A 26,892-nucleotide genomic window follows, 5' to 3' on the forward strand; every position below is an offset into this window, starting at 1 on the left:
TCGACTGTGGACGCCCGCCTACACTCATGAACCGTCTTCTCGCCCCTTTGCTGTTTGCCGCAGCCACCGCGCTGCCGCTGTCCTCTTTCGCCGTGGCGCTCGACGCGCCACTGGTATGCAATGAGAGCGGCCACCAGTTCATTGCTGATCTGATGCAGCAGCAATTGATCAACCCGAAGCCGAGTCACGTCGAAAGCAACTCGATCAACGCGTTCTCGCCGACGCCCGATGCGCATCTGACCGCGTTCGGTTTCCGCGTATTCGCGGTGGTGGGCTTCGAAAAGGACGACCCGATGTTCCGGGTTGGCGACGGCGAACCGGTCGCACAATCCGCGTATGGCGCCGTCGTGTTCGGCGGCGACGACAAGGTCAAAAGCGCGCTCGAGAACGCCGGCAGCACGGCGATCGTGCATCACGTCGCGCCGCTGATCACCGCGATTTTTTGCAAGCGCAACTAGGGGTTGGCGACACGCCTAACGTCGCGATTCGATCCATCCGAGTTGTGCTCGCAAAGTCGGGCCAAGCCGGCCCATCCAAACCAGCGACGCCCTGGCGACGACTTACCCCGGCCGGCGAAACTGGTTCGCCACCCACGCCGCGGCGCTCGCCTTGCTGAGCTTGAATGTCGGCGCTACCTGCACCTGCGCGATCTGCTCGCCGAACATATCGAGCGCGCTCAATAGTGCGTACGGCTCGTCTTCGTCCGGAACGATATCGAGCGTGATGTCGAGTTCGTCGCTGCCGTCCGCGCTCGGCACGCGCACCGCCTTGTGCAGTTGCGCGCGCAGTTGCTGCTCGTGGCGACGCAGCACTTCCGCCGCCGTTTTCACGAGCGTATTGAACGCCGATACGTCGAGCGGCTTCGGATCCTTCTTGTTGCGACCCATCGTCCAAGGTCCGACGAGCGCGGGCTCCGCCTCGCCGTCCTTGATCATTTCGACGGCCCAGCCTTCGTCGTCTTCGTTCTTGATGATGCGCGCGGTCCAGCCGTTATCGCGCCACAGACGTTCTTCATGCACGCTGTCGTCTGGTCCGGACGAGTCGTCGGTCAAGAACTCGGCATTCGTGTCGGTCGAGGGAAAGGGCGTGTCGTTCATCACAGGTTCACTCACTTCGCGGGGCGCACAAACAGATTTCGAACCCGCGATTCTACCTGCCCGGCCCGCTTCGCCCTGCCCGCTCTGACGAACGGACAAGGCGCGTTCGGAACTGCGAGGCCGCTCGAACGGCGAAAATTCTATTCACCCTTACGCGACAATTTATAAAACCGCTTTAAATGTCAGATAAAAAAACGCGGCCCGAAAGCCGCGCGTAAAAATGAAAAAGACGCCCTTTGGTCGAAGGGGTCTATTGAAATTATAAGTGGCATCCCACCTCGATTTAACCGTTTCTGCGTAAGACTGCGTTGCGCAAAACGGTGGGAATCGGCGCGAACGAGGGGCCTCCGATGCTTTCGCGAGGCCTTGTGCCGTAGCCCTCCCGGGGCTTGACAGCGCGACCGCCCATTCGTCGTTAAAAATATTTTCCTTTTAGGGATCTGCACTTACACCATTAATTCATATAATCCACGATTCGAAAATAAACTGTTGTAAGGCGCGCAATTAAATATCTGCATAGCGGCAATTACACTCCGCTGGAAATCGGCAGTCAACGGACACGAGCAGCATCTTTCGCTGGAAAGCCGATTCTGACGACGTCGACGCATGCTCGGTATACTGCCCCGGCCGCCGTGCGACGTCGCGAAAGCGCGCAGCCTGCACGGTAGCTTCGTCGCGAAGCATCGCGCTGTCCGCCAGCGCATCGCGCTTCGCCCACGCCTCACCTTCCCATGCATGACCGGGAATGCCGACGATCGGACCATGAAAAGACTTCTCCTGCTTGCCCCCGCTGTCGCCCTCACTGCCACCCTCGCCGCTTGCGGTTCGTCGGGCGGCCCCGCGCGCGATGCGTCCGCGCCGCTCGTGTACGTGTCGTCGTCACGCACGCCTGCGTCCATCGCCGCCTGCCTCGAAGAACGTCTGCCGCGCGTGCGTACTTCGCGCACTGGCGCCGCGACCGAACTCGCGGTCGGCGCAGATTCGCACAACTCGTACTTCGTCACGCTGACCCCGCTCAACGGCAGCACGGTCATCAAGGTCATGCATCCGGCCAATGCGCCCGACGATCCGCCCGAAGAGGAAATGCGCTTCGATATCGCGCGCTGCAAGACCTGAGCGGCGCGGCGCACTTGAACGCCGTGCGCGTCATCCACGGAAGGCGATGCGCGAATTTTTAACTCGCGCGTCGGCTATTTTTTTACGCGCTCATCTGCGAACATAGCCGCCCTTTGTTTTTCGCGCGGCACCTGTGCCGCGAATGTCGATGGCATCCAGCAAAGCGCATCATGCGACCGGGTTCGCAGCCGGCATCATCGCCGCGTCGATCGTCGCGCGCAGCGGCGGCGGTCCGTTTCATGCCGGCGTGCTGCTGAGCTTCATCGCCGGCGTGGCCGGCAGCACCGCGCCGGACTGGCTCGAAGTCGCATGGTGGTCGCGCGCGCGGCGGCTGTGGATCACGCATCGCACGTTGACGCATTGGGGCATCGGCTGGTTCGCGCTGCTCGCGGCGTCGTATCACATGCTCGGTCATTCGATCTACGCGGCGCCCGCGTTCGGCTTCGCGTGCGGCGGTCTGATGCATCTGCTCGCCGACTGGCCGAATCCGCTCGGCGTGCCGTGGATCGCCGGACGGCATTCGTTGAATCTATGGAATAGCGGGCACTGCGATCTGATCGTCGTCGCGGCGTCGTGGGCGGCCGCGTGGTTCATCGGCGAGCATGTGTGGCTGCATGGCATGCATGCGTTGCCCTCGTTACGCCATTGGCCGATCAGTTAGGCGCAGTGATGCGCCGGCCGCGGCGAGGCGGGCATCACCGCCGCCCATTGTCGGTGCGCTCTCCTTCGCGGACCTTGCCTTGCGATACGCTGCTGCCCGGCGGCACGCTATGCGTGAGCCACACGTTGCCGCCGATCACCGATCCGCGCCCGATCGTCACGCGTCCGAGAATCGTCGCGCCCGCGTAGATCACGACGTCGTCCTCGACGATCGGATGCCGCGCGTTGCCCTTGATCAGCGTGCCGTCTTCGTCGGCCGCGAAGCTCTTCGCGCCGAGCGTGACCGCCTGGTACACGCGCACGCGCTCACCGATGATCGCGGTCTCGCCGATCACCACGCCGGTGCCGTGATCGATGAAGAAGCTCGGCCCGATCGTCGCGCCAGGGTGAATGTCGATGCCGGTCGCCGAGTGTGCGATCTCGTTGATGAAGCGCGCGAGCAGCGGCACGCCGAGCCGATGCAGCGCATGCGCGAGCCGGTGATGCGTCATCGCCCACACGCCCGGATAACACAGCAGGATTTCGGTGATGTGCTGCGCGGCGGGGTCGCCGGTGTACGCAGCCTGGATGTCGCTGACGAGCAGCGCGCGGATGCCCGCCAGCTGCGTCGCGAACTCGCGCGCCACCGCGAACGCGCGCTCGCGCAACTCGGCGTCGGACGTCGCGCCGAACTCGGGCAGGAAACGCAGCGCGCGGCGAATCTGTTCGGCGAGCAGCCGCAACGTGCTTTCGAGCGTATGGCCGACGTAGTAGTCGACCGTTTCGTCGGTCAGATCGGGCGCGCCGTAGTGCGTCGGAAACATCGCGGCACGCAGACCGGTCACGATACTGACCACCGCTTCGCGCGATGGCAATTCGCGAATGCCGAGCGGATGCCGCGTGCGATGCAATTGCTCGCGCGAGGCGCGCAGGTCGGCGACGATCTGTTCAAGGCCCCAGTTTTGGGAAGGCTCGTTGGGCATAAGGGACGGCGCCGTGCAGTGTGCACGGTTCAAAGTGGTTATCAAGCAGAGATTACCGCGTTTTAACGCTGCCCGCCCGGCAGCGCGGAGATCGGCTCGGATTCATGGCGTCGACGCGCGTTGGCGCGCATCGTTCCCTGACTTCAGATCGTCAGACTGCTCGCGTCGATCCAGCGCACTGCCCAATCGCGCGCGTGTGCGATCGCGGCGGCTTCGTCGGAGAAGCGCAGCTCCGTGGGGAAGAAACGGTTGGCGACCAGCTCGCCGTCGCTCGAGCGCGAAATCACCACATACGGTTGCCAGGAGCCGTCGCCCGAGCGCGCCGGTTCGCAATTCAATAGATAGCCGCGATGTGTGAATGCAGCATCGAAGTGCATGAGTCACCCGCCCCTGAAGCCCCGTAACATTTTCGCAGTCGCGCGGCCATTTGTTTGTTAATTTTTTCCGACCATGCGGAACAGCCGGAACATGCCGCCAATTTATCCGCGCGTCGATCGCAGGAGTAGAATCATACTCTGTAGAAAATACGCGTCCATTAAAAAAAACGAAATGAATCGCGGACGTCATCGCCATTCAATCGTGAGGGCAACGCCACTCGCATCGAATCATGGCGGACAACGCATAGCGACTCCCGCGCACAGCGGCGCCGTGTCAGTCGGAACGGCTTTTGCTCTTTTCTTCGACTGTCCTCTTAGGAGATGCACGATGAACAGCGCGATCAGCAAACCCGAAAACGCCGGCACGAAACCAGACCCGAAGGACCCACCAACCACGGACCTGCACAACGATCGCACGCACGACAGCACCGTCGACACCGACGGCAAGAACCATGAAGCGGCCCGTCTGGCGGGCCACGGCGCGATCTCGCCCGACGAAATCACAACCAGCAATGCGACGCTCGAGAACAGCGTGCCCGAGGCGCTCGACGGCATGGCGGGCTTCGACAGCCGGCTCGGCGGCAACCATCTGCTGCTCGCGCTCGAGCCCGGCTACGCGGTAATCGACAAGGGCATGGTAGAACCGCTCGCCGTCTACTCGGCCGACAACCAGTACAACGACCCGCGTCCGGTCGGACAGCGCCAGGATCGCGGCCGCATTCACTACGCGCTCAATCATTTGCGGCCCGCACGCGTTATCGAATTACACCGCGTGAAATAGGCGGACGCGCGTATCATCCCTTTATACGCGCGCGTTTGAATTACCGCGTTTATTCCGATTAAATCAGGCATTCACGTAGCACGCACCGTTTTATTCTGGTGCGTGCTTTGCTTTGTTTAACGTTGGTTCGTTTAACGGAGTTGCGGATGAAAAAAATCGTCGTCATCGGTGCCACGGGCACGCTGGGCCAGGCCGTCAGCGCGGAGCTGAAGGCGCGTCACGAAGTGATCGAGGTGGGCGCGACGCGCGGGCAATATCACGTCGACAGCACGGACCCGGCGAGCGTCGAGCGGCTGTTTCGCGACATCGGCAAGGTGGATGGCGTCGTCACCGCGACCGGCCACGTGCATTTCGGTCCGCTCGCGCAGATGAGCATCGAGCAGTTCTGGGTCGGGCTGCGCGACAAGCTGATGGGTCAGATCAATGTCGTGTTCGCGGCGCTGCCCTATGTGAACGACGGCGGTTCGTTCACGCTGACGAGCGGCATTCTGGGCGACGAGCCGATCGCACAGGGCGCGAGCGCGACGACCGTCAATCTCGCGCTGGAAGGCTTCGTGCGTGGCGCGGCGATCGAACTGCCGCGCGGACTGCGCATCAACGTCGTGAGCCCGACCGTGCTGAGCGAGTCGATGGAGGCTTACGCGCCGTTCTTTCGCGGCTTCGAGCCCGTCAGCGCGCAACGTGCGGCGCTGGCTTATCTGCGCAGCGTGGAAGGCGCGCAGACGGGGCGCGTGTATCGCGTGGGGTATTGAGCGTCAGTGAATTTCCGGCTCGCCCGAACTCTCGGGACTCACGCCCCCGCGCTGCAGGAAGTCGAAATCGCAGCCCTGGTCCGCCTGCATCACATGCGCCTGATGCAGGGCGCCATAGCCGCGCTCGAAGCGCGCCGCCGGTTTGACCCACGCGGCCTTGCGGCGCGCGAACTCTTCGTCCGATATCAGCAGATTCAGTCTGCGGCGCGGCACATCGAGTTCGATCAGATCGCCGCTTCGCACCAACGCCAGCGGCCCGCCGACGAACGCCTCGGGTGCCACGTGCAGCACGCACGCGCCATAGCTCGTGCCGCTCATCCGCGCGTCGGAGATGCGCACCATGTCACGCACGCCCTTTTGCAGCAGCTTGCGTGGGATCGGCAGTTGGCCCCACTCGGGCATGCCAGCGCCGACCGGCCCCGCGTGCTGTAGCACCAGCACACAGCTTTCGTCGATGTCCAGCGCGTCGTCGTCGATGCGCGCGGCCATGTCGGTGTAGTCGCTGAACACGACCGCGCGGCCCGTATGCACGAGTAGATGCGGTTCGGCCGCGCCCGGCTTGATCACGGCGCCGTCGGGCGCGAGATTGCCGCGCAGCACCGCGAGACTGCTGTCGCGCAGTAGCGGATTCGTGCGGCGGCGGATCACGTCGTCGTTGAAAATCTGCGCGCCCGCCAGGTTCTCGCCGAGCGTGCGGCCGTTCACGGTTTTCTGCGAACCGTCGATCAGCTCGCCCAGTTCAGCGAGCACCCCGCGCAAGCCGCCCGCGTAGAAAAAGTCCTCCATCAGATAGGCGCCGGTCGGCCGGATGTTCGCCAGCACGGGCGTGCGGCGCGCGATCTGGTCGAAGCGATCGAGCGTCAACGCGATGCCCGCGCGCCGCGCAAGCGCGATCATATGCACGACCGAATTGGTCGAGCCGGACAGCGCGACGCAGGTCGTCACCGCGTTATCGACCGAGGCCGCCGTGAGCAGGTCCGACGGCTTTAGATCCTCCCACACCATCTCGACGATACGCATGCCGGTTTTCGCGGCCATTTGCGCATGACGCGAATCAGCCGCGGGAATCGATGCGAAGCCGGGCAGCGTGAAGCCCAGTGCTTCGGCCGCGCTGGTCATCGTCGACGCGGTGCCCATCGTCATGCAGTGCCCCGGCGAGCGCGCGATGCTACCTTCGACGCCCTGCCAGTCTTCCGGCGTCAGCGTGCCCGCGCGCAGTTCGGCCCAGTATCGCCATGAGTCGGAACCGGAGCCGAGCGTCACACCGTTCCAGTTGCCGCGCAGCATCGGGCCGGCAGGCAGAAAGATGGCGGGCAGATCCATCGAGATCGCGCCCATCAGCAGCGCGGGGGTGGTCTTGTCGCAGCCGCCCATCAGCACGACGCCATCGGCGGGATACGAGCGCAGCATCTCCTCGGCTTCCATCGCGAGGAAATTGCGGTACAGCATCGTGGTGGGCTTCTGGAACGGCTCGGACAGCGTCTGCACCGGCAGCTCGATCGGGAAGCCGCCGGCCTGCCAGATGCCGCGTTTCACTTCCTCGACGCGCTGCTTGAAATGCGTGTGGCACGGATTGATCTCGCTCCACGTGTTGAGAATCGCGATGACCGGCTTGCCCGCGTATTCCTCCCGGTTGTAGCCCATCTGCGCGGTGCGCGAGCGGTGGCCGAACGAACGCAGATCGTTCGCGCCGTACCAGCGATGACTGCGCAATTCCTCGGCGGTTTTTCTCTTCGTCAACGTCTACTCCACGATTGACGCCGACCACGCGTCAGCGCCGCTGTTCTTTTACGCGAGACACGATCTGCGTCGGGCTCACGAATTGTAGTGCGATCAACACCCAGATCAACGTGATCGCCATATAGATCATCGCCATCGCATCGATCGATTGCGGCGCGCGCACGCCGGTCGAAAACACAGCGTAGTACAACGCGACCACCAGCGTTTGCGTGGCGGGACCGGCCGTAAAGAACGTCAGCTCGAACATGCCGATCGTGCGCACCAGCACCAGCAGCCCTGCGGCCAGCATGCCCGGCACGAGCAGCGGCAGCAGCACGTAACGGAAGTAGCGGAAAGTGTTCGCGCCGAAAATGCGCGCGGCCGCTTCGAGATTCGGATCGATCTGCTCGATGAACGGCGTCATCACCAGAATCACGAATGGCAGCGCCGGTACGAGGTTCGCAAGAATCACGCCCCATAGCGTGCCGGCGAGGCCGACCTTGTACATCACGGTCGCCATCGGAATGCCGTAGGTGACGGGCGGCACCATCAACGGCAGCAGAAAGATCAGCATCGCAAGGCGCTTGCCGCGGAATTGCACGCGCGCGAGGGCATACGCGGCGGGCACGCCGAGCAGCACCGACAACAGCACGACCGCGCCGACCACCTGCACGGTCACCCACAGCACGCTCGCGAGCTGGAAGTCGCGCCACGCCTGCGCATACCAGTGCAGCGTGAAGCCTTGCGGCAACGCGGTACCGAACCAGCGCGTCGCGATCGAATTCACCGCGACGGTTGCAATCAGCAGCACGACGTTGATCAGGAAGAACGCCATCACGGCCCACACCAGCACCTGCCAGATGCGGCCTGGCAGGTTCGCGCGCTGACGCGCGTGTTGCGCGGGCTCGCGGGCGCCATCGCCCGGCTGCGGCGCCGCGGATGCGGAAGCGGAGGTGGACGCGGGCCAGTCGGGCTGCGTCGCGCGACGATCGGTCGTCATCAGCCTTTGCCTCCCGTAACGGGACCACGATAGAACCAGCGGCGCGCGCCGAGCAGCGCCGCGACCACCAGCAGTTGCACGAAGCCCATCACCATCGCGATCGCCGAAGCGAGCGAATAGTCATAGCTCTCGAACGCGGCTTCGGCCGCCGCAATCGACATCACGCGCGTTGGGCCCGCGGGCGCGCCGAGCAGCACCGCCGACGGAAATACCGAGAACGCCTGCACGAACGACAGGCACGCGGCCATCGTGAGCCCCGGCACGAGCAACGGGAAATAGATGCGGCGAAACTGCTGCCACGGACTCGCGCCGAGCGTCGCGGCCGCGCTCGCGAGCGTCGGGTCGATACCGGTCACGTACGACAGCGTCAACAGAAACGCGAACGGAAAGCCCGACACGATCAGCGACAGCAGCACGCCCGTGAAGTTGTGCGTGAGCCGCACCTCTTGCGTGTACAGATGCAGCGCCTGCAACGCTTGCGGCAGCCAGCCGTGCGGACCGAAATACGTGAGCATGCCGTCGGCGATCAGCACGGTGCCGAGCGTCACCGGAATCACCAGCAGTGTCGTGACGATCTTCTGATACCGCGAGTAACGGCGCAGCGCGAATGCGACCGGCACCGACACGCCGACGTTGATCAGCGTGGCCGGCACCGACAGCTTCAGCGTGACGATGATCGTCGGCCACATCGACGTGTCGGTGAAGAACGTCAGATAGTTGGCCCATAGGCCGCCGCCGTTCATCGGCCGGAACGACAGCGCGAGACCGTATGCGAACGGATAAATGAACAGCGCGACGATAAAGAGCAGCGCCGGCGCGACGAGCCAGGCCTTGGCATCGCGCGGCGCGCGGGGAGCAAGCGGGGGGACGAGCGTCGGCGTGTTCATGCGGCCTCTGCGTCGTAGACGAGCACGCACGACGGCCGCACGCGCAGCATGATGCGCTCGCCCTCCGCGCATTCACCGGTCACGCGCGCCCACACGTCGCCGAACGCGGTCTTCACGCGCAGCAGCGAATCATGGCCGCCGTATTCGACCGCGTCGATCAGCGCCTCGAACGCGTTGTCGGCGCCGGGCGCGGCGCGCTCCATGTCTTCGGGGCGCAACGCGACGCTCACGCGCTTGCCGTCGAAGCCGGCCATCGGCGTGCCGATCAGCCGCACGCCGTTCGCACTGACTACGACGCCCTCGCCTTGCATGTCCTCCAGCGTGAACTCCGCGACGTTGCGATAGCCCATGAAGCGCGCGACATGCAGATTGCGCGGCCGCGTATAGACCTCTTTCGGCGTCGCGACCTGCTGCACGACGCCCTCCCTCATCACGACGATGCGATCGGCCATCGACAGCGCTTCGTCCTGATCATGCGTCACGTACAGTGTCGCGCGTTCGAGCTGCGTATGGATGCGGCGAATCTCGGCGCGCATTTCGATGCGCAGCTTGGTATCGAGATTCGACAGCGGCTCGTCCATCAGGATCAGCGGCGGCTCGATCACGATCGCACGCGCGATCGCGACCCGCTGCTGCTGGCCACCGGACAATTGGCCGGGCAGTTTCTGCTCGTGCCCTGTCAGTTGCACCAGTTTCAACGCCTCGCGTGCACGGCGCGCGATCTCGCTCTTGCCGACGCCGCGCATCTTCAGCCCGAAACCGACGTTGTCGAGCACGCTCATGTGCGGGAACAGCGCATAGTTCTGGAACACCATGCCGAAGCCGCGCTTTTCCGGCGGCAGCACGTCGATGCGGCGCTCGTCGAGCCAGATGCCGCCGCCGGTGAGCGGCTGCAATCCGGCGATGCAGTTCAGCGCCGTCGATTTGCCACAACCCGACGGTCCCAGCAGCGCGATGAACTCGCCGCGCCGGATCGTCAGATCGAGACCCTGCAGCGCGGCGATCGCGTGACCTTGCGCGTTCGTGAAACTGCGGCTTACCGAGTCGAGCCGCAACTGCTCAAAGTGATGCTTCATACGGTTTCCTGATCCGCGTGAGACGACGGGTGTCGCAAGTGAAGTGCCGCGCGTGCGGTGCGCGCGGCGCATCAGGCAATCAAGCCGAGGCGCGCGTGATTGACGCAAACACGCAGCGCGGCGCTACCTCACGCCGCGCTGCGTTTTGCCTCGTTTTCCGGCGCAATGGTGACGGCCTAACGGGTCTTCTGCGCGCCGATGTCGGTATCCCACTTCTTGAAGGCCGCAACCATCGCCGCTGCATTCAGCGGCAACGCATGCGGACGATCGCTCAGCATCTTCGCGTATTCGGGACGGCCATACTTTTGCAGCACCTCCTGGCTATGCGCGGGCGCCTGCTCGATGGTGACGCCCTTGATCGCGGGGCCCGGATAGAAGTAGCCGTCGTCGTAGGTCAACGCCTGCTGCGCGGGCTCCAGCATGAAGTTCATCATCTTGTACAGCACGTCGAGCTTTTCCTTCGGCACGCCCTTCGGCACCACCATGTAGTGCGCGTCGTTGACCCACGTCATGTTGTCGAACGGCTGTACGCGGAATTCGGCCGGCACGATGCCGAGCGCGCGCGGATTGATGTCCCAGCCGGTCACGGTCACGGTCATGTCGCGCGTGCCTTCGCCCAGTTCCTTCATCACCGCCGAGGTGCCGCCCGGATAGTACGGAATGCAGTCGTTCAACTGCTTCAGGTACGCCCACGTCTTGTCCCAGCCGTGCACCGGGTCCTGCGGGTCCTTGTCGCCGAGCACGTAGGGCAAGCCCATCAGGAACGTGCGGCCAGGACCGGAATTGGCCGGCCGCGCGTAGATCAGCTTGTCGGGGTGGGCCTTACACCATTGCAGCAGTTGCTCGGGTGTCTTCGGCGGATCGCTGACCTTGGCCGGGTTGTATTCGAGCAGGGGACCAGCCGGCATATACGCGACCTCGAGCCCGTAGCCCTGCGCGAGATCCTGCATCTTGCGCGGGCCCGACGCGTACTTGTCGAGCACACCGGGGAACTGCGCCGCGTTGTCGGGCAGCAGCTTGATCCACAGGTTCTGTTCGATGCCGGCCGCGAGCGCGTCGGTGCCGGTCAGCACGAGGTCGATGTCGGAGCGGCCCGCGGCCTGCATTGCCTTGATCTTGCCGGGCAATTGCGGCGACGGAGCGTTCGTGAACGTGATGTTCGCGACGAGATTCGGATTCTTCGCCTTGAACGCCTCGAAGCCCTTCTGCGTGAGTTGAAGATCGCCGGCCACGTCGACGATGTTGATCGTGACCGGATCGGCCGCGTGCGCGGCAACGGTGAACGCCGCGCTCGCGGCGATACAGACGGATACCAGCTTGAACGACAGCCTGTGCGAAACAGTCATTGCGTCTCCTCGCTTCTTGGTATGAAAGCCCACTGGTCGATGGGTTGTGTGCGGGCGGTATCTTTCTACCAAGGGAACATAGCGAAGCGCAACAGCCGATGTCAAGCAAATAGTCGAGAGCGCGGGGCCTGGAAGAAACGGCTTGAATTACGTGAAATCCTTGCCGTTCAACGCCTGGCAACGCGAATTAAGTGCAAACCCGAGCATCCGCTGTAGCGGAAACACGGGTTGTCTAGTTAGCGGACAACCGCTCAACCTCCCCGCACGCCCTGTGTATTGACGAACAGCGAATACAAGCCGTGGCTCGCCGCCATGAACAGACGGTTGCGATGCCGTCCGCCGAAGCAAACGTTCGCGCAACGCTCCGGTAGCGCGATATGGCCGAGCGGCTCGCCTTGCGCGGTGAAGACGCGCACGCCGTCGAGTTCGTCGGTGCCCATGCCCCAGCCGCACCACAGATTGCCGTGCACGTCCACCCGAAAGCCGTCGGGCGTGCCCGGACCCGCGTCGATCAGCACGCGGTTGTTCGACACCGTCGTGCCTTTGCCATTGGCCTCGACATCGAATACGCGGATCTTGCGCGGCTCGCCGCGCGATTGGACCACGTACAGCAGCGACTCGTCCGGCGAAAACGCCAGACCGTTCGGGGCGAGCACGTCGTCGATGACCATCTGTACCTCGCCCGACTGACCGTCGATCCGATACACGCACGGCTTCAGTTCGGACTGCTGCTGCTCGCCCTCGTAGAAACCTTCGATGCCGAAGGTCGGGTCGGTAAACCAGATCGAGCCGTCCGATTTGACGACCACGTCGTTCGGCGAATTGAAGCGCTTGCCCTGATAGCGGTCGGCGAGCACGGTGATCGAGCCGTCGTACTCGGTACGCGTCACTCGCCGCGTCAGGTGCTCGCAACTGACGAGACGCCCTTCGCGATCACGCGTATGGCCGTTCGCGTTGTTCGACGATTGCCGAAACGTGCTGACCGCGCCCGTCGTTTCATCCCAGCGCAGCATGCGGTCGTTCGGAATATCGCTCCACAGCAGATAGCGGCCGTCGCCGAACCACACCGGTCCCTCCGACCAGCGCGTGCCCTGATACAAGCATTCGACCGACGCCGACGCGATGATCAACGACTTGAAGCGCGGATCGAACACGCGGATGGAGGGATCGGGATAGCGTCGGCTGTGATCGGTCATGTGCTTGCCTGCGTGTCGGAGCGGTTCGATTGGGTGGATGCGAACTCGCGCTCGAGAGCGAGCAGCGTGCGCGCGGTCTGCGCGATCTTCGCATGATGCTCGCGCGGTGTCGAACTGAGCAGCGGCAGCAGCGGCCCCATGTCGGCGAGGCCCGTGAACGTGATTGCATCGTGCAGCACGCGGATCAACGAGATGTCGTGGCGCAATGTTTCGAGCGGCATGAACGCATCGTAAAGACGTTGGGCGGTGTCGTTGTCAGCGCTATCGGCACTATCGGTGCTATCGGCGCTCCGGCCGCGTTGCACCGCGCGCAGCAGCGCCATCACCATGCTCGGCGCGATGCAGCCGCTACCGGTCGTCCACGCCGCCAGCCCGAATTCGCGCAGATGCACGAGCGCCGGCCGCTCACCCATGCCCGATACGATCTTCGCGGCCGGCACGCGTTGCAGCAGCCGGCGCAGATACGGATCGTCATCGGGATCGTCGCGCGGGATCGCGTATTTGACCGCGCTCAACGTGCCACGCTCGACGAGTCGCGCGAGCGTATCGACTGCGACGTAGTTTTCGCTCTTGATATACAGCGTGAGCGGCATGCCGGCCGTGTCGGCAACTCGCGTGAGGCCCGTCTCGACGCCTTCGGACGTCGTAAAGCCGCCGAGCGGCAGCACCATCGCGGTGCGGTAACGCGTCTGCGCGAGGATGCGCGCCTGATCGAGCATCTTGCCGTAGTCGGGACCGAGCGCCGGAATCACGCGTGTCCCGGAACTCGCGGCGTCGGCAAGCAGATCCAGCAACTCGCGGTATTCGCTGACCGCGACGTGATAGAGATTCGCGTTGCCGCCATACAGTAGCGTGCGTACGCCGCCCGCTTCGAGATGGCGAATCAGCGCGAGATTCTGGGCAGGGTCGAGCGTATAGTCGGCGCGGCGCGCGAGCGGCGGCACGGCCATGACCGACGCGGTGAACTCGCCGTCTCGAAGCGGAGATTCGTTCATGATGGTTGAAGCGGAAACGTGCTGGGCGGAGGTTTCACGGTAGCATCGGCGTCACGATGTTGTCAAACAACCTGCGAGTGGCGATCGCCCTGGCATGCCGTCGGTGGCGAATTGCCCGAACCCGCTCATGAAATTTCCTTTGGTTAACAAGAGCTGCAGCCCACATGGAAACGGCGCAGGCGCTTTTTTGACAAGGCGGACGCGACGCGAAATAACCAGATTTCCCAAATAATCGAGTAAATGCGATTAATTCCGAAGCAGGAAGAAATAATGCTGTCAATCAATCACATTAAAATGCGGTCGCCGGATGCCGATTAGCCACGTTTCCCGCCCGAGACCCGGGCGGGTTAAAGATCTATTTCAATCAGCATAATAATAGGCAACGCCGCCCTTGCTATCACATGGCTGCTATCGTTTACCCCGCGGAGCACCAGCGCATTGCTTTCGAGTTTTTAGTGATAGATTATGCGGACCAAAAGAGCGGACCGAAGTTTGTCTGCCAATAACCACGAATGGGATGTTTGCGAGCCTGAGAGAGCCAAAAAATTGTCGCTACACTTTATCGAGCAGATGGCACCGCTATTGAACGCCGCCGACGAGGCGGAATGGTTCGGCGTGATTACGGGCCTCGCCGAAACGTGGGGCTTCGACAGGATACTGGTCGCGATGTTGCCGCGGCCCACCATGCGTCTCGAGGACGCTTACCTGCGCAGCACTTACGCGCCGGCATGGCGGCAGACGTATGACGAACAGGGCATGGTGCATATCGACCCGACGGTCGCGCACTGCCTGTCACGCTCCGCGCCGCTGATCTGGACGCCAGAAATCTTCGCCACCCCGGCGCAGCAATCCCTGTATGAGGAAGCACGCTCGTACGGCTTGGGAGCGGGGGTGACGCTACCGATTCATGGGCCGAATCAGGAAGCCGGCATGATGTGCTTCGTCAATGACGACAAGCCGGCAGACGGGTTCAGGCGTCATGTGAACGCCGCATTGCCGAACCTCGTTCTGTTGCGCGACCTGGTGATCGACACCAGCAAACAGCATCTGGATTCGCATGCGCAGAGCTTGATGCCGAAGCTGACTCCGCGCGAGCGCGAATGCCTGAAATGGACGGCACGCGGCAAATCCACGTGGGAGATCTCCCACATCCTGAGTTGCTCGGAAGCCGTGGTGAACTTCCACATGAAAAACATCAGGGCGAAGTTCGGCGTGAATTCGCGGCGTGCGGCCGCCGTGATAGCGGCCCAGCTTGGGCTTATTGACCCGGGTTGAGCAGCGCGGCCGCGTCGCGGCTGTACATCACGCGCTCGGCGCGACCCAGATCGGCGTCCGACACGGTTTTCATGAAGTAAAGGCCAAGCAGGATCGACACCGGCGCCGGGATCTCCGCACCCGACTCGAAGCGGCTGCCGCGCGACTGCGTGACGCCGAAGCGAGCCCAGAAACGACGCTGGCTCTCTTTTTTCTTCTTCCGGTAGGCAATGATCAGAACACGATCCACTGCCGAAGAGACCTCCGAAGGACGTGCCTGGAGGTGGGTTTGCGGTTGCCAGTGATTGTCGAGGAGTTCCATTTTGGACCCTTGTAGGTTGGGGGCGGATACGTGTCTGAATTTTGCGATACCCGATAAGCATCCACACCTATCCAGGTAGGTAGGTGGCGCAAAGATTCAGAATGCATAAGTTTTCCTGCGTATCTGGCCCCCCAACACGCACAGGAGAACGACATGCAAACCACGATCCGAATTGGACTTCGGCAGGAATTCGACAACGAACTGATCAACGAGATGTACCGGCTGCGCGCCCGGGTCTTTCACGGCCGGCTCGGCTGGGAAATTCCGACCATCGCGGGGATGGAGATAGACGGCTACGACGCGCTCGGGCCGTACTACATGCTGATTCAGGGCGAAGACGAACGGTTGCGCGGCTGTTGGCGCCTGATGCCGACCGAAGGTCCGAACATGCTGAAAGACACCTTCCCGCAACTGCTGCATGGCGCGGCCGCGCCGGTCGGGAGACATATCTGGGAACTGAGCCGCTGGGCGATCGAAACCGACGGGGAGGAACAGTCTTATGGTTTCACGGATATGACAATCCGCGCAATTCAGGAAGTGATGCGCTTCGCACAGCGCATGGGCATCACGCATTACGTCACGGTGACCACCACGCCGATCGAGCGCATGCTGCGCCGCGCCGGGCTCGACATCAGCCGACTCGGGCCGCCGCTGCAGATCGGCGTCGAGCGGGCTGTCGCGCTCGATGTCGCGGTAAGCGCGAAAACGCTGACCTCGCTGTTCGGACCGGTCGCCGACGCCGCTTGAGCCGCGCCGGAGCGTGGCCTCACCGAAGTCGCGCCCCGTTCACCCGCGCGCGACTCAGGAACCGAACATCCGTTCCAGCGCGTTCTCGAGATGCGCGCGCATGGCGGCGCCCGCGCCTGCCGAGTCCTTGCGGCGGATCGCGTCGAGCACCGCCATGTGCTCGGCCTGCACCAGCCGCTGTCGCTCGACCGTTTTGACCAGCGACAGATTGCGCGACAGGTTCATGCTGAACAGGATCTGTTCCTCGATGAACGACATCACCGTGATGAAAAACGGATTCTTCGACGCGCGAGCGACCGCCTGGTGGAACAGGAAGTCGTCCTTCGCTCCGATCCCCTGCGCCTCGATGATGCGCTCGAGTTCGTCCCACGCATGCTGGATCGCGGCGATGTCGTTGGCGTCGGCCTTCAGCGCTGCCTGCGCGGCCGCGCCCGCCTCGGTCACGATGCGAAATTCATAGCAGCGGCGGATATCGGACAGCGTTTCGAGCGGCGCGAAGCGGCGCACGTCCGGGTCGGGCCGCCGCGCGACGGTCGTGCCAGAGCCGTGCCGCGTTGAGATGATGCCGTCGGCCCGCAATCGCGCGAGCGCTTCGCGCACGGTCGGCCGGGACGTGGCGAAACGCTCCGCCAGCGCATGCTCGGTCGGCAATCGTTCGCCTTCCTTGTACTCGCCTTCGAGGATGCGGTTGAGGATGTCGCCGTAGATCTGGTCGGGTAAGCCCTTGGTTTTTCGATCGTTCATCAGCGCACTGGCCAGCTTGTCTGAATATGGCCTGATTGTAAGGCCAATCTTGTTTCACCTTCACCAAACTTATGCGGTTTGTAAGCATGCAAGGCCACTGCGCGCACCGCCGCGCCCGCGATTTTGTCCGCGCCGACCTGAATATTTGGCAAATGTTTGATTTACATCCTGGTGGGCTGCATCTTTTCAGGCAATCTACTAAGCTTCGTTGGTATAAAAGATCAATAAACCCTGCCGCGGCCAGCAATGTGGCAGACGCTTTTTTGACGCGGAGCCGATATGTACAAACGCATCCTTGTAGCGGTCGACGGCAGCAATACCTCGCGCCGCGCGTTCGAAGCGGCGCTCGATCTTGCCAAATCGAATGGCGCCGTGCTGCGGCCATTTTATGTCGTCGAAAACACGCCGATGTACTTCGAGGCGCCCGGCTACGACCCGTCGATCCTGCGTAACCGCCTGATCGAGGAAGGCCAGGAGCTGCGCGCGGAGTTTTCGAAAGTGATGGCCGAGCAAGGCGTGAAGGGCGACCCGGGAGTCTCCGAGGCTTCGTCGCTCGGCGATGTCGCCGAGATCGTGCTGCATGCCGCCGCCGAATTCAACGCCGACCTGCTCGTGATGGGCACGCACGGCCGGCGTGGCTTCCAGCGGCTGATTCTCGGCAGCGTCGCCGAACGCTGCGTGCGCCAGGCGACGCTGCCGGTTCTGCTGGTACCGTCCGCCGCGGGCGCCGACAAGGAACCCGCCTGACACTGTCATCATGCGCAAGGCGGTGAGCCACGACGTCGACATAAGCCGCGGCGGCTCAACTTCCTACCTTCGCCCGGAGCACCGCCGTCGCTCGGCAAGCGGAGCAGCGAACGCGTCACTTTGCCACCTGTTGAGGGACATAACGGGTGGGACAATTTCAACACTACCAAGAATCGCGCGCAGAACATGCTGAATCCTACCGCTGTGACCCATTCCTCGACCCGCTCCGCCGGCGATGCCGAGCGCGCCGCCGGCTCTCTCGCCCGCGGCAGCCGCGAGGCCGTGGCGGGACGCGCAACCGCACGCACCGCCGCACGCTGCTCGAGCTGTTCGATGCGTCAGATCTGCATGCCGCAGGGGCTGTCGGCGGACGAACTGCCGAAACTCGAAACGCTGATCTGCTCGGCGCGCTCGGTGCCGCGCGGCGAAGCGCTGTATCGCAGCGGCGACCGCTTCGACAGCATCTATGCGCTGCGTTCCGGCTCGATGAAGACCGTGATGGTCCACCGCGACGGCCGCGAGCAGGTCACCGGCCTGCGTCTTGCAGGCGAGCCGCTCGGGCTCGACGGCATCAGCGCGGACATCCATGCGTGCAGCGCCGTCGCGCTGGAAGACAGCACGGTGTGCATCGTTCCATACAGTGCGCTGAAGCAGCTATGCCGCGAAATCGGTTCGATCCAGGAGCGCATGCACAAGCTGCTGGGCGCGCAGATCGTCAGCGAGGCCGCGCAGATGATGGTGCTCGGCTCGCTGTCCGCCGACGAACGCGTCGCCGCCTTCCTGCTCGATGTGTCGCAGCGCAATGCGCAGCGCGGCTACTCGTGGTCGGAGTTCAACCTGCGCATGACGCGCGAGGACATGGGCAGCTACCTCGGCATGACGCTCGAAACGGTCAGCCGCACGCTGTCAAGATTTCAAAAGCGTGGCCTGATCGACACGCGGGGCAAGCATATTCACATCGTCGATCTCGAAGGGTTGCGCCAGGTCTGAGCGACCGGGCGGGGCTGGACGGTCGCGCGGTTCGTCTTGGCACGCCGTCTGCGAGGGGGTAAAGTTTTCAGATCGTCCCCCCACGGCAACCGTGTTGCATGGAGACCCGGCCCCAATGAATCGCGACCCTGCCCCGCATCGTCCGCTCGTGCAGCGCCTGCACGACGCCCGTCAAGTCACCGACGACCTGTTTGCAATCGTCAAGCCCAACTACCTCTATGAACGGCCGATCCGCGAGCGTCACCGCGTCGTGTTCTATATCGGCCATCTCGAAGCGTTCGATCGCAATCTGTTCGACCAGCGTCTGTTCGATCTGCCGGCTTTCGCACCGGAACTCGACCAGCTATTCGCATTCGGCATCGATCCGGTAGACGGCGGCTTTCCCACCGATCAGCCCAGCGATTGGCCGTCGCTCGACGCCGTGCGCGAGTATGCGACACGCGCGCGCCGGCAGATCGACGCCGCGCTCGACGAACTCGGCAACCCGGCGCACGACGAGGCGGCCGTGCAGTTGCTGAACGTCGCGATCGAGCATCGGTTGATGCATGCGGAAACGCTCGCATACATGCTCCATCAGCTGCCGCTCGCGCAGAAAAACACCGCGTTGCGCGAGCCGGTGGTGACACGCGCGGAGCAGCGCGACGCGTTGTCGTCGATGGTCAGCGTGCCCGCCGGCACCACCGTGCTCGGCATGCCGCGCGAGGCTGGCCGCTTCGGCTGGGACAATGAATTCGGCGAGATGGGCGTGGAAGTGCCCGCATTCGAGATCGATCGATACATGGTCACCAACGGTGCGTTCCTCGAGTTCCTCGAAGACGGCGGTTATCGCGAGCCGAAGTGGTGGTCGCCGAAGGACTGGGCGTGGAAGGAAGCGGAGCGCATCGAGCATCCGGCCGGCTGGTCGCAGCAACGCACGGCGCGTGACGGCCGCACCGCATGGACACTGCGCACGATGTTCGACGAGGTGCCGTTGCCGCTCGACTGGCCCGTCTATGTGAGCCACGCCGAAGCGAGCGCCTACGCGCGCTGGGCCGGCAAAGCCCTGCCGACGGAGGCGCAATGGCAGCGCGCGGCGCACGGCGCGCCGCACGCGGCATCGGGGAACTTCGATTTCCGTAGCTGGGACCCCCGGCCCGTCGATGCGCATCCGGACAACGTCAGCATCTTCGGTGCGGAAGGTCAGTTCGGCAACGGTTGGGAATGGACCTCGACGCTATTCGAAGCGCTGCCGGGCTTCGAAGCGTTTCCGTTCTATCCCGGATATTCGGCCAACTTCTTCGATGGGCAGCATTACGTGCTGAAGGGCGGCTCGGCGCGAACCGCGCTGTGCATGTTGCGGCCGGAATTTCGCAACTGGTTTCAGCCGCACTATCAGTATGTGTATGCGGGGTTTCGGTGTGTGCGGGGTTGATCGATAAAGCGATAGCTGACGCGAAATCTTGACTATCGCTTTACTGTCGCCCGCTCATCTATCCGTTAATTTTTTGCGTATGCTCCTCTCTTCAATGTTCGCTCAACACGCTGACGCACACAGTTGCTTGAGCGGCGTCGAAACCCACTGAAACAGCCCCCCGAAACGCTTCCGACCGCCCGGCCGTCGGAGGATTGCTGACGTGCGGACGCGACGTCGTTCTCAGCCTGGGGTTCAACGGCTGTGGCGTCGCGGATATCACCGAGGCGGCGGGCGTCCCGAAAGGCTCGTTCTACAACTACTTCGAGAACAAAGAAGAATTCGCCGCAGAAATTCTGGAGGCGTACTGGCAGTCCATCGAGGACCGGCATGGCTCCATTCTTTATGACGCGCGCGTCAAGCCACTTTCTCGCATTGCACGGTTTTTCCACGCGATCAGCGACGACCATGGACGTGAGGATTTCACGCTCGGGTGCCTCATCGGTAATCTGTCGCTGGAGCTCTCGAACGCCAGCGAGCAAACACGACAACGAGCGTCAACTCTGATACGCCGTTGGGAAGAAGCCCTTGCGGTATGCCTTCGCGAAGCGCAGCAAAGAGGCGAACTGGACAAACGACGCAACGCGGACGAACTCGCGGCAATGATGGTCGAGGCTTATGAAGGCGCTGTCATGCGGGGGAAGATCGAACAAAGCGGTCAAGCTTGCGAACGTTTTGAGAAGGTCATGCTGCCTCTGCTCCTTGCCTGATTTTTTTTGATTCGTATGTAACGCGACCGGTCATTTATATCGTAGCCCACCAAATGGAAAGTGACATTCGATGAGTTCCTCCAAACTGGCGCACCAAGTGAGTCCGTACGCCGATCCCGCCGACCCCGCACTCCCAAAGACGGGGTTCGGACTCGACCGGTCAAAAGCCGCACTGGTTGTGATCGACCCGCAAAACGATTTTCTGAGTCCTGGCGGCGCGAGCTGGCCATTCTTCGGCCAGAGCATCACGGAGAACAACACTGTCGGGCACATCGGTCAGCTCTTCAAGGCTGCCACGGAGTTGGGGCTTGTGGTTGCCGTGTCGCCGCACTACTACTATCCGGTGGACCACCATTGGCACTTCGGCGGCCCGCTGGAGAAAGTGATGCACGACATCAACATGTTCGAGCGCAAGGGGCCCACCACGCTGGAGGCCTTCGAAGGCTCCGGCGCCGACTTCCTCGATCAATACAAACAGTACCTTCTCGACGGCAAGACGATTATCGCTTCCCCTCACAAGGTCTATGGGCCGGAAACCAACGATCTCGTCCTGCAACTACGCAAGCAGGGCGTCTCGCAGATTCTGCTTGCGGGGATGGCCGCGAACCTGTGCATCGAGTCGCACCTGCGCGAGTTGATCGAACAAGGATTCGAGGTAGCGGTCGTGCGCGATGCAACGGCGGGACCACGCGTGCCGGAAGGCGACGGCTATCTGGCAGCGATCATTAACTATCGGTTCCTCGCTCATGCATTGTGGACAACCGAGGAAACCATCCGGCAATCGAGGATGTCGGCCCAGAAATGACCAACCAGCGTTCGGGATTCGGGCCGTGTTCAGACATCAATGTTCTCCGTGGTGTACGCCGTTGATCGGTAAAAAGCTGCTCGGAAACGCGGATAGAAAAAATATACGCGATGGTTCACGCAGTCCGACAGACACGGCGCCCGTGCCCCACGGCCGGTTTCAATTCACCGCGAGAAATCTGGATCGCACAACTGGTTTGCCATTCGCTGCGGAGATTGCACAGAGCGCTGGCAGTTGCTGTTTCAAGAAGTCATGCTTCAGCAGCGCAAAACGAATGTTAGGGGGACGTCCCCGCGAGAAGAAGGCGGAAAGATGGCAACACGGTGTTGCATCGAGGAACATCAATCGACGTTGCTTGCGGTGGGCCCTTGCGGAAACGAATTTGAGGATCAACTGGAACTCGGTGGCGGCAAAGCTGCGAGTCACCCGGCAAATGAAACAGAAGTGGCGCGTATTTCTGAGGCATCGCCTCGACGATGGTCTCGACTAGTGCTTGTGGTGTCCCGGCCATGGGAGCGACGTAACGGAGTACGCACACGACGGCTTGAGAGATTGTGCGCTCGCAAACAGTCGGATCAAGAATCTGGCGAGCCGTTGACCTTCAACTACATCGGCAGGAAATTTTCAAACTTCCGCGCATTGCCGCATTCGCCAGGCAGTTACATTACGCTACGGCCGGGTCCTCTTGGCCAGGACCGACTCGGCCGCGGCCAATCGACTTCACCGCCTGGACGCTAACGTCAATATCGTCCCCGTTCCGCCGACCTGACGATCTCCATCTTTCTCACCAGATCGGCAAGCGATAGTGCTTCAAGCTTCTTCATCGCAGCGCCACGGTACATCTTGATGGTAATTTCGCTCAGGTTCATTTCAGCAGCGATCTGCTTATTCAAAAATCCCTTCACAACGTACCAGATCACTTCACGCTCCCGCACGGTCAGCGTGTCATAACGCGCCAGAAGCGAAACCCTGGTCAGAGATTTCTCCAGTTGCTCGGCATGACGACCGATCGCCGATGAAACAGCGTCGATAACACGTTGCTCTCGAACAGGTTTGGTCAGGAAATCAACGGCGCCGGCTTTCATGGCCTCCACCGACATTTCAATGTCACCATGGGCAGTCATGACGATAATTGGCATGTCGACCTGATGCCTTCTCGCACTCAACTGGAACGTCAAGCCACTCTCCCCCTGCAGGCGAACGTCCAGTAGCAGACAGCTTGGAACACTTGGCTTTTCAGCCGAAATGAAATCCCGGATTCGCTCAAAGGTTCGGACCGAATAGCCGCACGAGCGCAGCAAGCTAGATAGTGCCGAGAGCATTGACGCATCGTCGTCAATTACATAGACGATTGCACCGTCCGTGCTAGCCACGGCTGGAAAAATGTTTTTCTCCATTCGCATTCCCTTCCCCGTACAAGTGTATGCAACGCATGGGTCCGTCACTGGGAATAGTCGCTCTGTCGGAATGTGATGCAATTGTAAGCTAATGATGGCGTTGGAGCCGGTATCACACGCAGCGTCGACGAAAGCGCATAGCTTTCTGGCTGCTAACATTCTACCGATAAACAGCGCTATCTCTATATATACTTGCGTATGATTTTAAGTAGGCCCCACGTCGAGTATGATCGTAATCATCCGCTGGACGCGATGGCCACTCCGCGCAATCTGCGCGGACAGGGAGAAAGTCAATTGCGCGCGTCACAGGTAATTTGGGTCGTTGATGACGATCCCTCGGTTCGATCGGGTCTATCAACCTTGCTCAGATCGTTTGACTACGATGTTGTGACCTTCGAATCGGCAGCCGAGGTGTTGGCACACATCGGCGAGACGCAGCCCGACTGCATCGTTTCAGATGTTCAGATGCCAGGAATGTCGGGCATTGAACTGTCTCTGGGCCTGATCGAAAACGGGTGGCGCATACCAACGATATTTATCACCGCATATCCGACGCCCGAACTGCATCGTCAAGCTTTTGCTAACGGCGCCTGTGCCCTTCTGATTAAGCCTTTGGGTGCCAGCGACCTGGCAGGTGCCATCGCGGCTGCGACGAGCATGCGATCCGGTTAGCGTTGCGAAGTCAGATACGTCCGCCACGCTTGCAGATCGATATGTTTTTTATTAGCGACTATCGCCCCCCCTCATTAGACTGACGCGGAATTTCCCGGCCAGGCCGACATTTCGACCACACGTGTCGTCGACGGACGACTACCTGACGAAAACCGATTAATTTCAAGCCGAATTCGGTGGCCCGTCATCACAAGAACCGATTAACGTCGTGTCGATTGATGTTTCTGGATGCAACTCGACGTTGCCTGCTTTGCGCCTTCTTTTCATCCTGATGCCCTCCTAACATTCCTCTTGCGCTGCTGAAGCATGACTCCGTGCGATCGCCATGGTCAGCGTTTTGTGCAATATCCATATCGAATGGCGAGCGAGCCATGTGATGCTGGTGGCGTGCAACGAATCGAAACCACACCCGCTCAGAGCAGAGGCTCAACAACGAGGATGAATATGAAACGCAGTAAGGTGAATGAACAACCCACACGTCGAAAGTTATTGATCGGCGGTGCCGCGGCCGCAGGTGGCCTGGCGGCCGCCATGCTCCCGGGTACGGTTCAGGCAAGCACAGCCGTCGCTTCACCGCAGGCAACGAAAGCGGACCACCGACACTTCTCGAGTTACATATCGTCGAAAGACGGCACTCAGCTGTACTACAAGGATTGGGGTACAGGACGCCCCGTGGTGTTCTGTCACGGCTGGCCCCTTAGTTCCGATAGTTGGGAATCGCAGATGATGCTAGTGGCGTCGCACGGCTTTCGCGCCGTGGCGCACGACCGCAGAGGCCACGGACGTTCGAGCCAACCGTGGAACGGCAATGAAATGGATACTTATGCCGACGATCTAGCGACGGTATTCGAAACGCTCGGTCTCAAAGATGCCGTACTTGTTGGCTTTTCGACCGGCGGCGGCGAGGTTGCACGCTATCTGGGCCGTCACGGCACGCGACGTGTGTCCAAAGTTGTGCTCGTTTCAGCCGTTCCGCCGCTGATGCTGAAAACTTCCACTAACGTCGGTGGATTGCCGATCGAGGTATTTGACGGTCTGCGTGCCGCTCAACTGGCGAATCGCTCGCAATTCTACAAAGACGTGCCATCCGGACCGTTCTATGGCTTCAACCGCCCGGGCGTCAAGCCGTCGCAGGGTTTGATCGATTCGTGGTGGGCGCAGGGCATGCAGGGTGGCCACAAAAACACGTACGATTCGATCAAGGCATTCTCCGAAACCGACTTTACCGAAGACCTGAAGAAAATCGACGTCCCGACGCTGATTATTCATGGAGAAGACGATCAGATCGTGCCTATCGACGCAGCTGGCCGTGCATCGGCAAATCTGATCAAGAACTCGAAGCTGATTGTCTACCCGGGCGCGCCTCATGGCTTGACCGACACGCATAAAGACAAATTCAACGCGGATCTACTCGCATTCATCCAAAGCTAAGCGCTGCGGAAAACTTCACTGATCACAAGGGCAAGTACTTTCGTCCTTGCCCTCTTTTGCATGTGGGTTGCCACTCGCGTGCGTCTGATAACTCGTCCAGTCGCTACAGTCCGGCTTGACCGGCACCAACAAAGCGCTCTTTCCGCCCTTGCAAGGACGTGCGACGCTCCCCGTACAACGCGCGCATACGCTTCGAATGGCGCGCGGAATGTACCTGCCCGATGAAATCCGCAGCAACCGCCTTCAGTGTGTCGAAGCGCCTGCGTTCACATGAGAGTGCAGTAAAAATCGGGTCGGTCGATGTCATGTATTTCGCCGCAGGCAGAGAACATCAATTCCAAAATAGCCGTCCGATTTTATGAATATATGGAATAAATATTCGGACGCGGCTTCATAAATCAGGGGAAAACATATCACTTAGAATTCCTCGGGCGAAACCGCCTGCCTCCGGCGGTATTACATCGCAACACACTCTGATGTTCGACCAAGGAAGACCACATGAGTTATCAAACGGGGCTAAGCGGCTTGCATGCCGCCTCAAACGATCTCGATGTCATCGGCAATAATATTGCAAACGCCCACACAGTGGGATTCAAGCAAGGCACGGCGGTTTTTTCCGACATGTACGCTAACGCAATGCTCGGCGCGACGAATAACCAGATCGGCATCGGCGTTGCAACTTCTGCGATTGTCCGGGACTTCTCGGAAGGAACGCCCACCCAAACCGGCAATCCTCTCGATCTCGACATTAGAGGAAATGGCTTTTTTCTGCTATCTCAGAACGGTACTCCGGTCTACTCGAGAAACGGTCAATTTCAACAAGACAGTGACGGAAATATTATTAGCAGCGGTAATGGCCTTCCGTTGATGGGATACGCAGAAGGTCCGAATGGCGTCGTCGACACTTCACGCCTGGTTCAATTAACGACCGCAACCGTGGCAAATCTGCCCCCGATGCCGACCAGCGCGATCGCGTGGTCCTTCAATCTGAACGCGGGAGATGACACCCCGAAGGTCACGCCGTTCGACCCTACCAACAACCAGAGCTACAACTTCGCTACCACGGCTACTACGTACGATTCAGAAGGTAACCAGCATCAGATCAGCATTTATCTTGTGAAAGATCCGGCTACCCCCAATCAATGGAGTGCCTATATAGCGCCCCAAGGTTCGGATGTCACCGTTGACAATGGAACCGGGGCGCCTTCCTCGTACACACAAATCGGAACACTGACTTTCGATTCCTCCGGCAGGCTGACCAGTTCAAGTTCGCTCTCGTTCGAGATGAGCATGACAAACGGCAGCGCGAGCCCGCAAACGATTGCCATCGATCTCGGCAACACCACGCAGTATGCTGCGACGACAGACAGCGTGACCCGGTATCACCCCGACGGATATGCCGCGGCCGCCTACAACGGCACACTTTCCGTGGCTGACGACGGCACCATCACTGCCGGTTACACGAACGGGGAGACCCTCGTCATTGGGCAAGTGGCGACGGCGACTTTCGCCAATCCGAATGGGCTTGAAAGTCAAAGCGGCAACCTGTTCTACGCAACCCAGGCGTCAGGGTCTGCGCAAATCGGCACGCCGGGCACTTTCAACCATGGCGCGCTACAAGGATTTATGGAAGTGGAGTTGCCCCTGTAACTGAGGACA

General features: G+C 61.4%; 28 protein-coding genes. 15 read left to right on the forward strand and 13 right to left on the reverse strand.

The window, feature by feature from the left end:
• Positions 1-26: 26 nt before the first annotated feature.
• Positions 27-458 carry a hypothetical protein gene (locus BC1002_RS22840; RefSeq protein WP_041735101.1) on the forward strand — a complete coding sequence of 144 codons (432 nt, stop codon included), beginning with the start codon at positions 27-29 and terminating at the stop codon, positions 456-458.
• 102 nt (positions 459-560) lie between these two features.
• Here BC1002_RS22840 and BC1002_RS22845 read toward each other — a convergent pair whose 3' ends face one another.
• A complete protein-coding gene (locus tag BC1002_RS22845; RefSeq protein WP_013092359.1) occupies positions 561-1,097 on the reverse strand; it encodes a hypothetical protein in 537 nt (178 codons plus the stop codon).
• A 606-nt stretch (positions 1,098-1,703) separates the two neighbouring features.
• Between BC1002_RS22845 and BC1002_RS22850 the strand changes: the two genes are divergently transcribed.
• The gene (locus BC1002_RS22850) at positions 1,704-2,213 is read left to right on the forward strand and encodes a hypothetical protein (RefSeq protein WP_013092360.1); all 510 of its coding nucleotides are present in this window, start codon (positions 1,704-1,706) and stop codon (positions 2,211-2,213) included.
• 148 nt (positions 2,214-2,361) lie between these two features.
• On the forward strand, positions 2,362-2,874 hold the full coding sequence (locus BC1002_RS22855) for a metal-dependent hydrolase (protein WP_013092361.1): 513 nt from the start codon (positions 2,362-2,364) through the stop codon (positions 2,872-2,874).
• A gap of 34 nt (positions 2,875-2,908) precedes the next feature.
• Here BC1002_RS22855 and epsC read toward each other — a convergent pair whose 3' ends face one another.
• Both epsC and BC1002_RS22865 read right to left on the reverse strand, forming a co-directional pair.
• Entirely contained in the window at positions 2,909-3,835 is a 927-nt protein-coding gene (gene epsC / locus BC1002_RS22860; protein ID WP_013092362.1) for a serine O-acetyltransferase EpsC, read from the reverse strand.
• A gap of 143 nt (positions 3,836-3,978) precedes the next feature.
• Positions 3,979-4,212 (reverse strand): hypothetical protein, encoded by a 234-nt coding sequence (locus BC1002_RS22865; RefSeq protein WP_013092363.1) that lies wholly within the window; start codon positions 4,210-4,212, stop codon positions 3,979-3,981.
• Positions 4,213-4,540: 328 nt separating this feature from the next.
• On the opposite strand from BC1002_RS22865, the gene BC1002_RS22870 reads away from it, so the two are divergent.
• Together BC1002_RS22870 and BC1002_RS22875 are read left to right on the forward strand one after the other, a co-directional pair.
• Entirely contained in the window at positions 4,541-4,993 is a 453-nt protein-coding gene (locus BC1002_RS22870) for a DUF3005 domain-containing protein (protein ID WP_013092364.1), read from the forward strand.
• A gap of 146 nt (positions 4,994-5,139) precedes the next feature.
• On the forward strand, positions 5,140-5,745 hold the full coding sequence (locus BC1002_RS22875) for a short chain dehydrogenase (RefSeq protein WP_013092365.1): 606 nt from the start codon (positions 5,140-5,142) through the stop codon (positions 5,743-5,745).
• Between the two features lie 3 nt (positions 5,746-5,748).
• On the opposite strand, the gene araD is transcribed toward BC1002_RS22875, so the two are convergent.
• From araD to BC1002_RS22910, 7 genes are all read right to left on the reverse strand, one after another.
• Positions 5,749-7,485: an L-arabinonate dehydratase gene (gene araD, locus BC1002_RS22880; RefSeq protein ID WP_013092366.1), complete on the reverse strand. Its 1,737-nt coding sequence runs from the start codon at positions 7,483-7,485 to the stop codon at positions 5,749-5,751.
• 31 nt (positions 7,486-7,516) lie between these two features.
• Positions 7,517-8,464, reverse strand: a complete 948-nt coding sequence (locus BC1002_RS22885) for an ABC transporter permease (protein ID WP_013092367.1) — start codon at positions 8,462-8,464, stop codon at positions 7,517-7,519.
• Positions 8,464-9,351, reverse strand: a complete 888-nt coding sequence (locus BC1002_RS22890) for an ABC transporter permease (RefSeq protein WP_013092368.1) — start codon at positions 9,349-9,351, stop codon at positions 8,464-8,466. Before BC1002_RS22890 ends, BC1002_RS22885 begins: the two co-directional genes overlap by 1 nt.
• Positions 9,348-10,427 carry an ABC transporter ATP-binding protein gene (locus BC1002_RS22895; RefSeq protein ID WP_013092369.1) on the reverse strand — a complete coding sequence of 360 codons (1,080 nt, stop codon included), beginning with the start codon at positions 10,425-10,427 and terminating at the stop codon, positions 9,348-9,350. The genes BC1002_RS22890 and BC1002_RS22895 overlap by 4 nt, the downstream gene beginning before the upstream one ends.
• Before the next feature lie 176 nt (positions 10,428-10,603).
• Positions 10,604-11,773 (reverse strand): ABC transporter substrate-binding protein, encoded by a 1,170-nt coding sequence (locus BC1002_RS22900; RefSeq protein WP_013092370.1) that lies wholly within the window; start codon positions 11,771-11,773, stop codon positions 10,604-10,606.
• A gap of 251 nt (positions 11,774-12,024) precedes the next feature.
• A complete protein-coding gene (locus BC1002_RS22905) occupies positions 12,025-12,969 on the reverse strand; it encodes an SMP-30/gluconolactonase/LRE family protein (protein WP_013092371.1) in 945 nt (314 codons plus the stop codon).
• Complete coding sequence (locus tag BC1002_RS22910; protein ID WP_013092372.1) at positions 12,966-13,964, reverse strand: dihydrodipicolinate synthase family protein; 999 nt, start codon at positions 13,962-13,964, stop codon at positions 12,966-12,968. The genes BC1002_RS22905 and BC1002_RS22910 overlap by 4 nt, the downstream gene beginning before the upstream one ends.
• A gap of 570 nt (positions 13,965-14,534) precedes the next feature.
• On the opposite strand from BC1002_RS22910, the gene BC1002_RS22915 reads away from it, so the two are divergent.
• Positions 14,535-15,239 carry a helix-turn-helix transcriptional regulator gene (locus BC1002_RS22915; protein WP_013092373.1) on the forward strand — a complete coding sequence of 235 codons (705 nt, stop codon included), beginning with the start codon at positions 14,535-14,537 and terminating at the stop codon, positions 15,237-15,239.
• Here BC1002_RS22915 and BC1002_RS22920 read toward each other — a convergent pair.
• Complete coding sequence (locus BC1002_RS22920) at positions 15,223-15,540, reverse strand: helix-turn-helix domain-containing protein (protein WP_013092374.1); 318 nt, start codon at positions 15,538-15,540, stop codon at positions 15,223-15,225. The genes BC1002_RS22915 and BC1002_RS22920 overlap by 17 nt on opposite strands.
• A gap of 153 nt (positions 15,541-15,693) precedes the next feature.
• Here BC1002_RS22920 and BC1002_RS22925 point away from each other — a divergent pair, with 153 nt between their 5' ends.
• The gene (locus BC1002_RS22925; protein WP_013092375.1) at positions 15,694-16,287 is read left to right on the forward strand and encodes an acyl-homoserine-lactone synthase; all 594 of its coding nucleotides are present in this window, start codon (positions 15,694-15,696) and stop codon (positions 16,285-16,287) included.
• Between the two features lie 54 nt (positions 16,288-16,341).
• On the opposite strand, the gene BC1002_RS22930 is transcribed toward BC1002_RS22925, so the two are convergent.
• Positions 16,342-17,031, reverse strand: coding sequence for a FadR/GntR family transcriptional regulator (locus tag BC1002_RS22930; protein ID WP_013092376.1), 690 nt, complete (start codon positions 17,029-17,031; stop codon positions 16,342-16,344).
• A 279-nt stretch (positions 17,032-17,310) separates the two neighbouring features.
• On the opposite strand from BC1002_RS22930, the gene BC1002_RS22935 reads away from it, so the two are divergent.
• From BC1002_RS22935 to BC1002_RS22955, 5 genes are all read left to right on the forward strand, one after another.
• A complete protein-coding gene (locus BC1002_RS22935) occupies positions 17,311-17,778 on the forward strand; it encodes a universal stress protein (protein ID WP_013092377.1) in 468 nt (155 codons plus the stop codon).
• A 333-nt stretch (positions 17,779-18,111) separates the two neighbouring features.
• Entirely contained in the window at positions 18,112-18,768 is a 657-nt protein-coding gene (locus BC1002_RS22940; RefSeq protein WP_013092378.1) for a helix-turn-helix domain-containing protein, read from the forward strand.
• Between the two features lie 115 nt (positions 18,769-18,883).
• Entirely contained in the window at positions 18,884-20,179 is a 1,296-nt protein-coding gene (locus BC1002_RS22945; RefSeq protein ID WP_013092379.1) for an SUMF1/EgtB/PvdO family nonheme iron enzyme, read from the forward strand.
• Positions 20,180-20,373: 194 nt separating this feature from the next.
• The gene (locus BC1002_RS22950; RefSeq protein ID WP_013092380.1) at positions 20,374-20,928 is read left to right on the forward strand and encodes a TetR/AcrR family transcriptional regulator; all 555 of its coding nucleotides are present in this window, start codon (positions 20,374-20,376) and stop codon (positions 20,926-20,928) included.
• 70 nt (positions 20,929-20,998) lie between these two features.
• A complete protein-coding gene (locus tag BC1002_RS22955; protein ID WP_013092381.1) occupies positions 20,999-21,733 on the forward strand; it encodes a cysteine hydrolase family protein in 735 nt (244 codons plus the stop codon).
• Between the two features lie 740 nt (positions 21,734-22,473).
• Here BC1002_RS22955 and BC1002_RS22960 read toward each other — a convergent pair.
• Positions 22,474-23,130 carry a response regulator transcription factor gene (locus BC1002_RS22960; RefSeq protein WP_013092382.1) on the reverse strand — a complete coding sequence of 219 codons (657 nt, stop codon included), beginning with the start codon at positions 23,128-23,130 and terminating at the stop codon, positions 22,474-22,476.
• Between the two features lie 252 nt (positions 23,131-23,382).
• Between BC1002_RS22960 and BC1002_RS22965 the strand changes: the two genes are divergently transcribed.
• The 3 genes from BC1002_RS22965 (at position 23,383) to BC1002_RS22975 (ending at position 26,883) form a co-directional block, all read left to right on the forward strand.
• On the forward strand, positions 23,383-23,802 hold the full coding sequence (locus BC1002_RS22965; protein WP_049870282.1) for a response regulator transcription factor: 420 nt from the start codon (positions 23,383-23,385) through the stop codon (positions 23,800-23,802).
• Between the two features lie 444 nt (positions 23,803-24,246).
• On the forward strand, positions 24,247-25,233 hold the full coding sequence (locus tag BC1002_RS22970) for an alpha/beta fold hydrolase (RefSeq protein WP_013092384.1): 987 nt from the start codon (positions 24,247-24,249) through the stop codon (positions 25,231-25,233).
• A 498-nt stretch (positions 25,234-25,731) separates the two neighbouring features.
• Positions 25,732-26,883 carry a flagellar hook protein FlgE gene (locus tag BC1002_RS22975; protein ID WP_013092385.1) on the forward strand — a complete coding sequence of 384 codons (1,152 nt, stop codon included), beginning with the start codon at positions 25,732-25,734 and terminating at the stop codon, positions 26,881-26,883.
• Positions 26,884-26,892 lie beyond the last annotated feature (9 nt).

The sequence above is a fragment of the Paraburkholderia atlantica genome, assembly GCF_000092885.1.
GTDB classification, from domain to species: Bacteria; Pseudomonadota; Gammaproteobacteria; order Burkholderiales; family Burkholderiaceae; genus Paraburkholderia; species Paraburkholderia atlantica.

Coding starts and splice junctions, on each gene's coding strand:
- BC1002_RS22840 (WP_041735101.1), top strand. CDS start 27: ATGAACCGTCTTCTCGCCCCTTTGCTGTTTGCCGCAGCCACCGCGCTG.
- BC1002_RS22845 (WP_013092359.1), bottom strand. CDS start 1,097: ATGAACGACACGCCCTTTCCCTCGACCGACACGAATGCCGAGTTCTTG.
- BC1002_RS22850 (WP_013092360.1), top strand. CDS start 1,704: ATGCTCGGTATACTGCCCCGGCCGCCGTGCGACGTCGCGAAAGCGCGC.
- BC1002_RS22855 (WP_013092361.1), top strand. CDS start 2,362: ATGGCATCCAGCAAAGCGCATCATGCGACCGGGTTCGCAGCCGGCATC.
- epsC (WP_013092362.1), bottom strand. CDS start 3,835: ATGCCCAACGAGCCTTCCCAAAACTGGGGCCTTGAACAGATCGTCGCC.
- BC1002_RS22865 (WP_013092363.1), bottom strand. CDS start 4,212: ATGCACTTCGATGCTGCATTCACACATCGCGGCTATCTATTGAATTGC.
- BC1002_RS22870 (WP_013092364.1), top strand. CDS start 4,541: ATGAACAGCGCGATCAGCAAACCCGAAAACGCCGGCACGAAACCAGAC.
- BC1002_RS22875 (WP_013092365.1), top strand. CDS start 5,140: ATGAAAAAAATCGTCGTCATCGGTGCCACGGGCACGCTGGGCCAGGCC.
- BC1002_RS22885 (WP_013092367.1), bottom strand. CDS start 8,464: ATGACGACCGATCGTCGCGCGACGCAGCCCGACTGGCCCGCGTCCACC.
- BC1002_RS22890 (WP_013092368.1), bottom strand. CDS start 9,351: ATGAACACGCCGACGCTCGTCCCCCCGCTTGCTCCCCGCGCGCCGCGC.
- BC1002_RS22895 (WP_013092369.1), bottom strand. CDS start 10,427: ATGAAGCATCACTTTGAGCAGTTGCGGCTCGACTCGGTAAGCCGCAGT.
- BC1002_RS22900 (WP_013092370.1), bottom strand. CDS start 11,773: ATGACTGTTTCGCACAGGCTGTCGTTCAAGCTGGTATCCGTCTGTATC.
- BC1002_RS22905 (WP_013092371.1), bottom strand. CDS start 12,969: ATGACCGATCACAGCCGACGCTATCCCGATCCCTCCATCCGCGTGTTC.
- BC1002_RS22910 (WP_013092372.1), bottom strand. CDS start 13,964: ATGAACGAATCTCCGCTTCGAGACGGCGAGTTCACCGCGTCGGTCATG.
- BC1002_RS22915 (WP_013092373.1), top strand. CDS start 14,535: ATGGCACCGCTATTGAACGCCGCCGACGAGGCGGAATGGTTCGGCGTG.
- BC1002_RS22920 (WP_013092374.1), bottom strand. CDS start 15,540: ATGGAACTCCTCGACAATCACTGGCAACCGCAAACCCACCTCCAGGCA.
- BC1002_RS22925 (WP_013092375.1), top strand. CDS start 15,694: ATGCAAACCACGATCCGAATTGGACTTCGGCAGGAATTCGACAACGAA.
- BC1002_RS22930 (WP_013092376.1), bottom strand. CDS start 17,031: ATGAACGATCGAAAAACCAAGGGCTTACCCGACCAGATCTACGGCGAC.
- BC1002_RS22935 (WP_013092377.1), top strand. CDS start 17,311: ATGTACAAACGCATCCTTGTAGCGGTCGACGGCAGCAATACCTCGCGC.
- BC1002_RS22940 (WP_013092378.1), top strand. CDS start 18,112: ATGCGTCAGATCTGCATGCCGCAGGGGCTGTCGGCGGACGAACTGCCG.
- BC1002_RS22945 (WP_013092379.1), top strand. CDS start 18,884: ATGAATCGCGACCCTGCCCCGCATCGTCCGCTCGTGCAGCGCCTGCAC.
- BC1002_RS22955 (WP_013092381.1), top strand. CDS start 20,999: ATGAGTTCCTCCAAACTGGCGCACCAAGTGAGTCCGTACGCCGATCCC.
- BC1002_RS22960 (WP_013092382.1), bottom strand. CDS start 23,130: ATGGAGAAAAACATTTTTCCAGCCGTGGCTAGCACGGACGGTGCAATC.
- BC1002_RS22965 (WP_049870282.1), top strand. CDS start 23,383: ATGGCCACTCCGCGCAATCTGCGCGGACAGGGAGAAAGTCAATTGCGC.
- BC1002_RS22970 (WP_013092384.1), top strand. CDS start 24,247: ATGAAACGCAGTAAGGTGAATGAACAACCCACACGTCGAAAGTTATTG.
- BC1002_RS22975 (WP_013092385.1), top strand. CDS start 25,732: ATGAGTTATCAAACGGGGCTAAGCGGCTTGCATGCCGCCTCAAACGAT.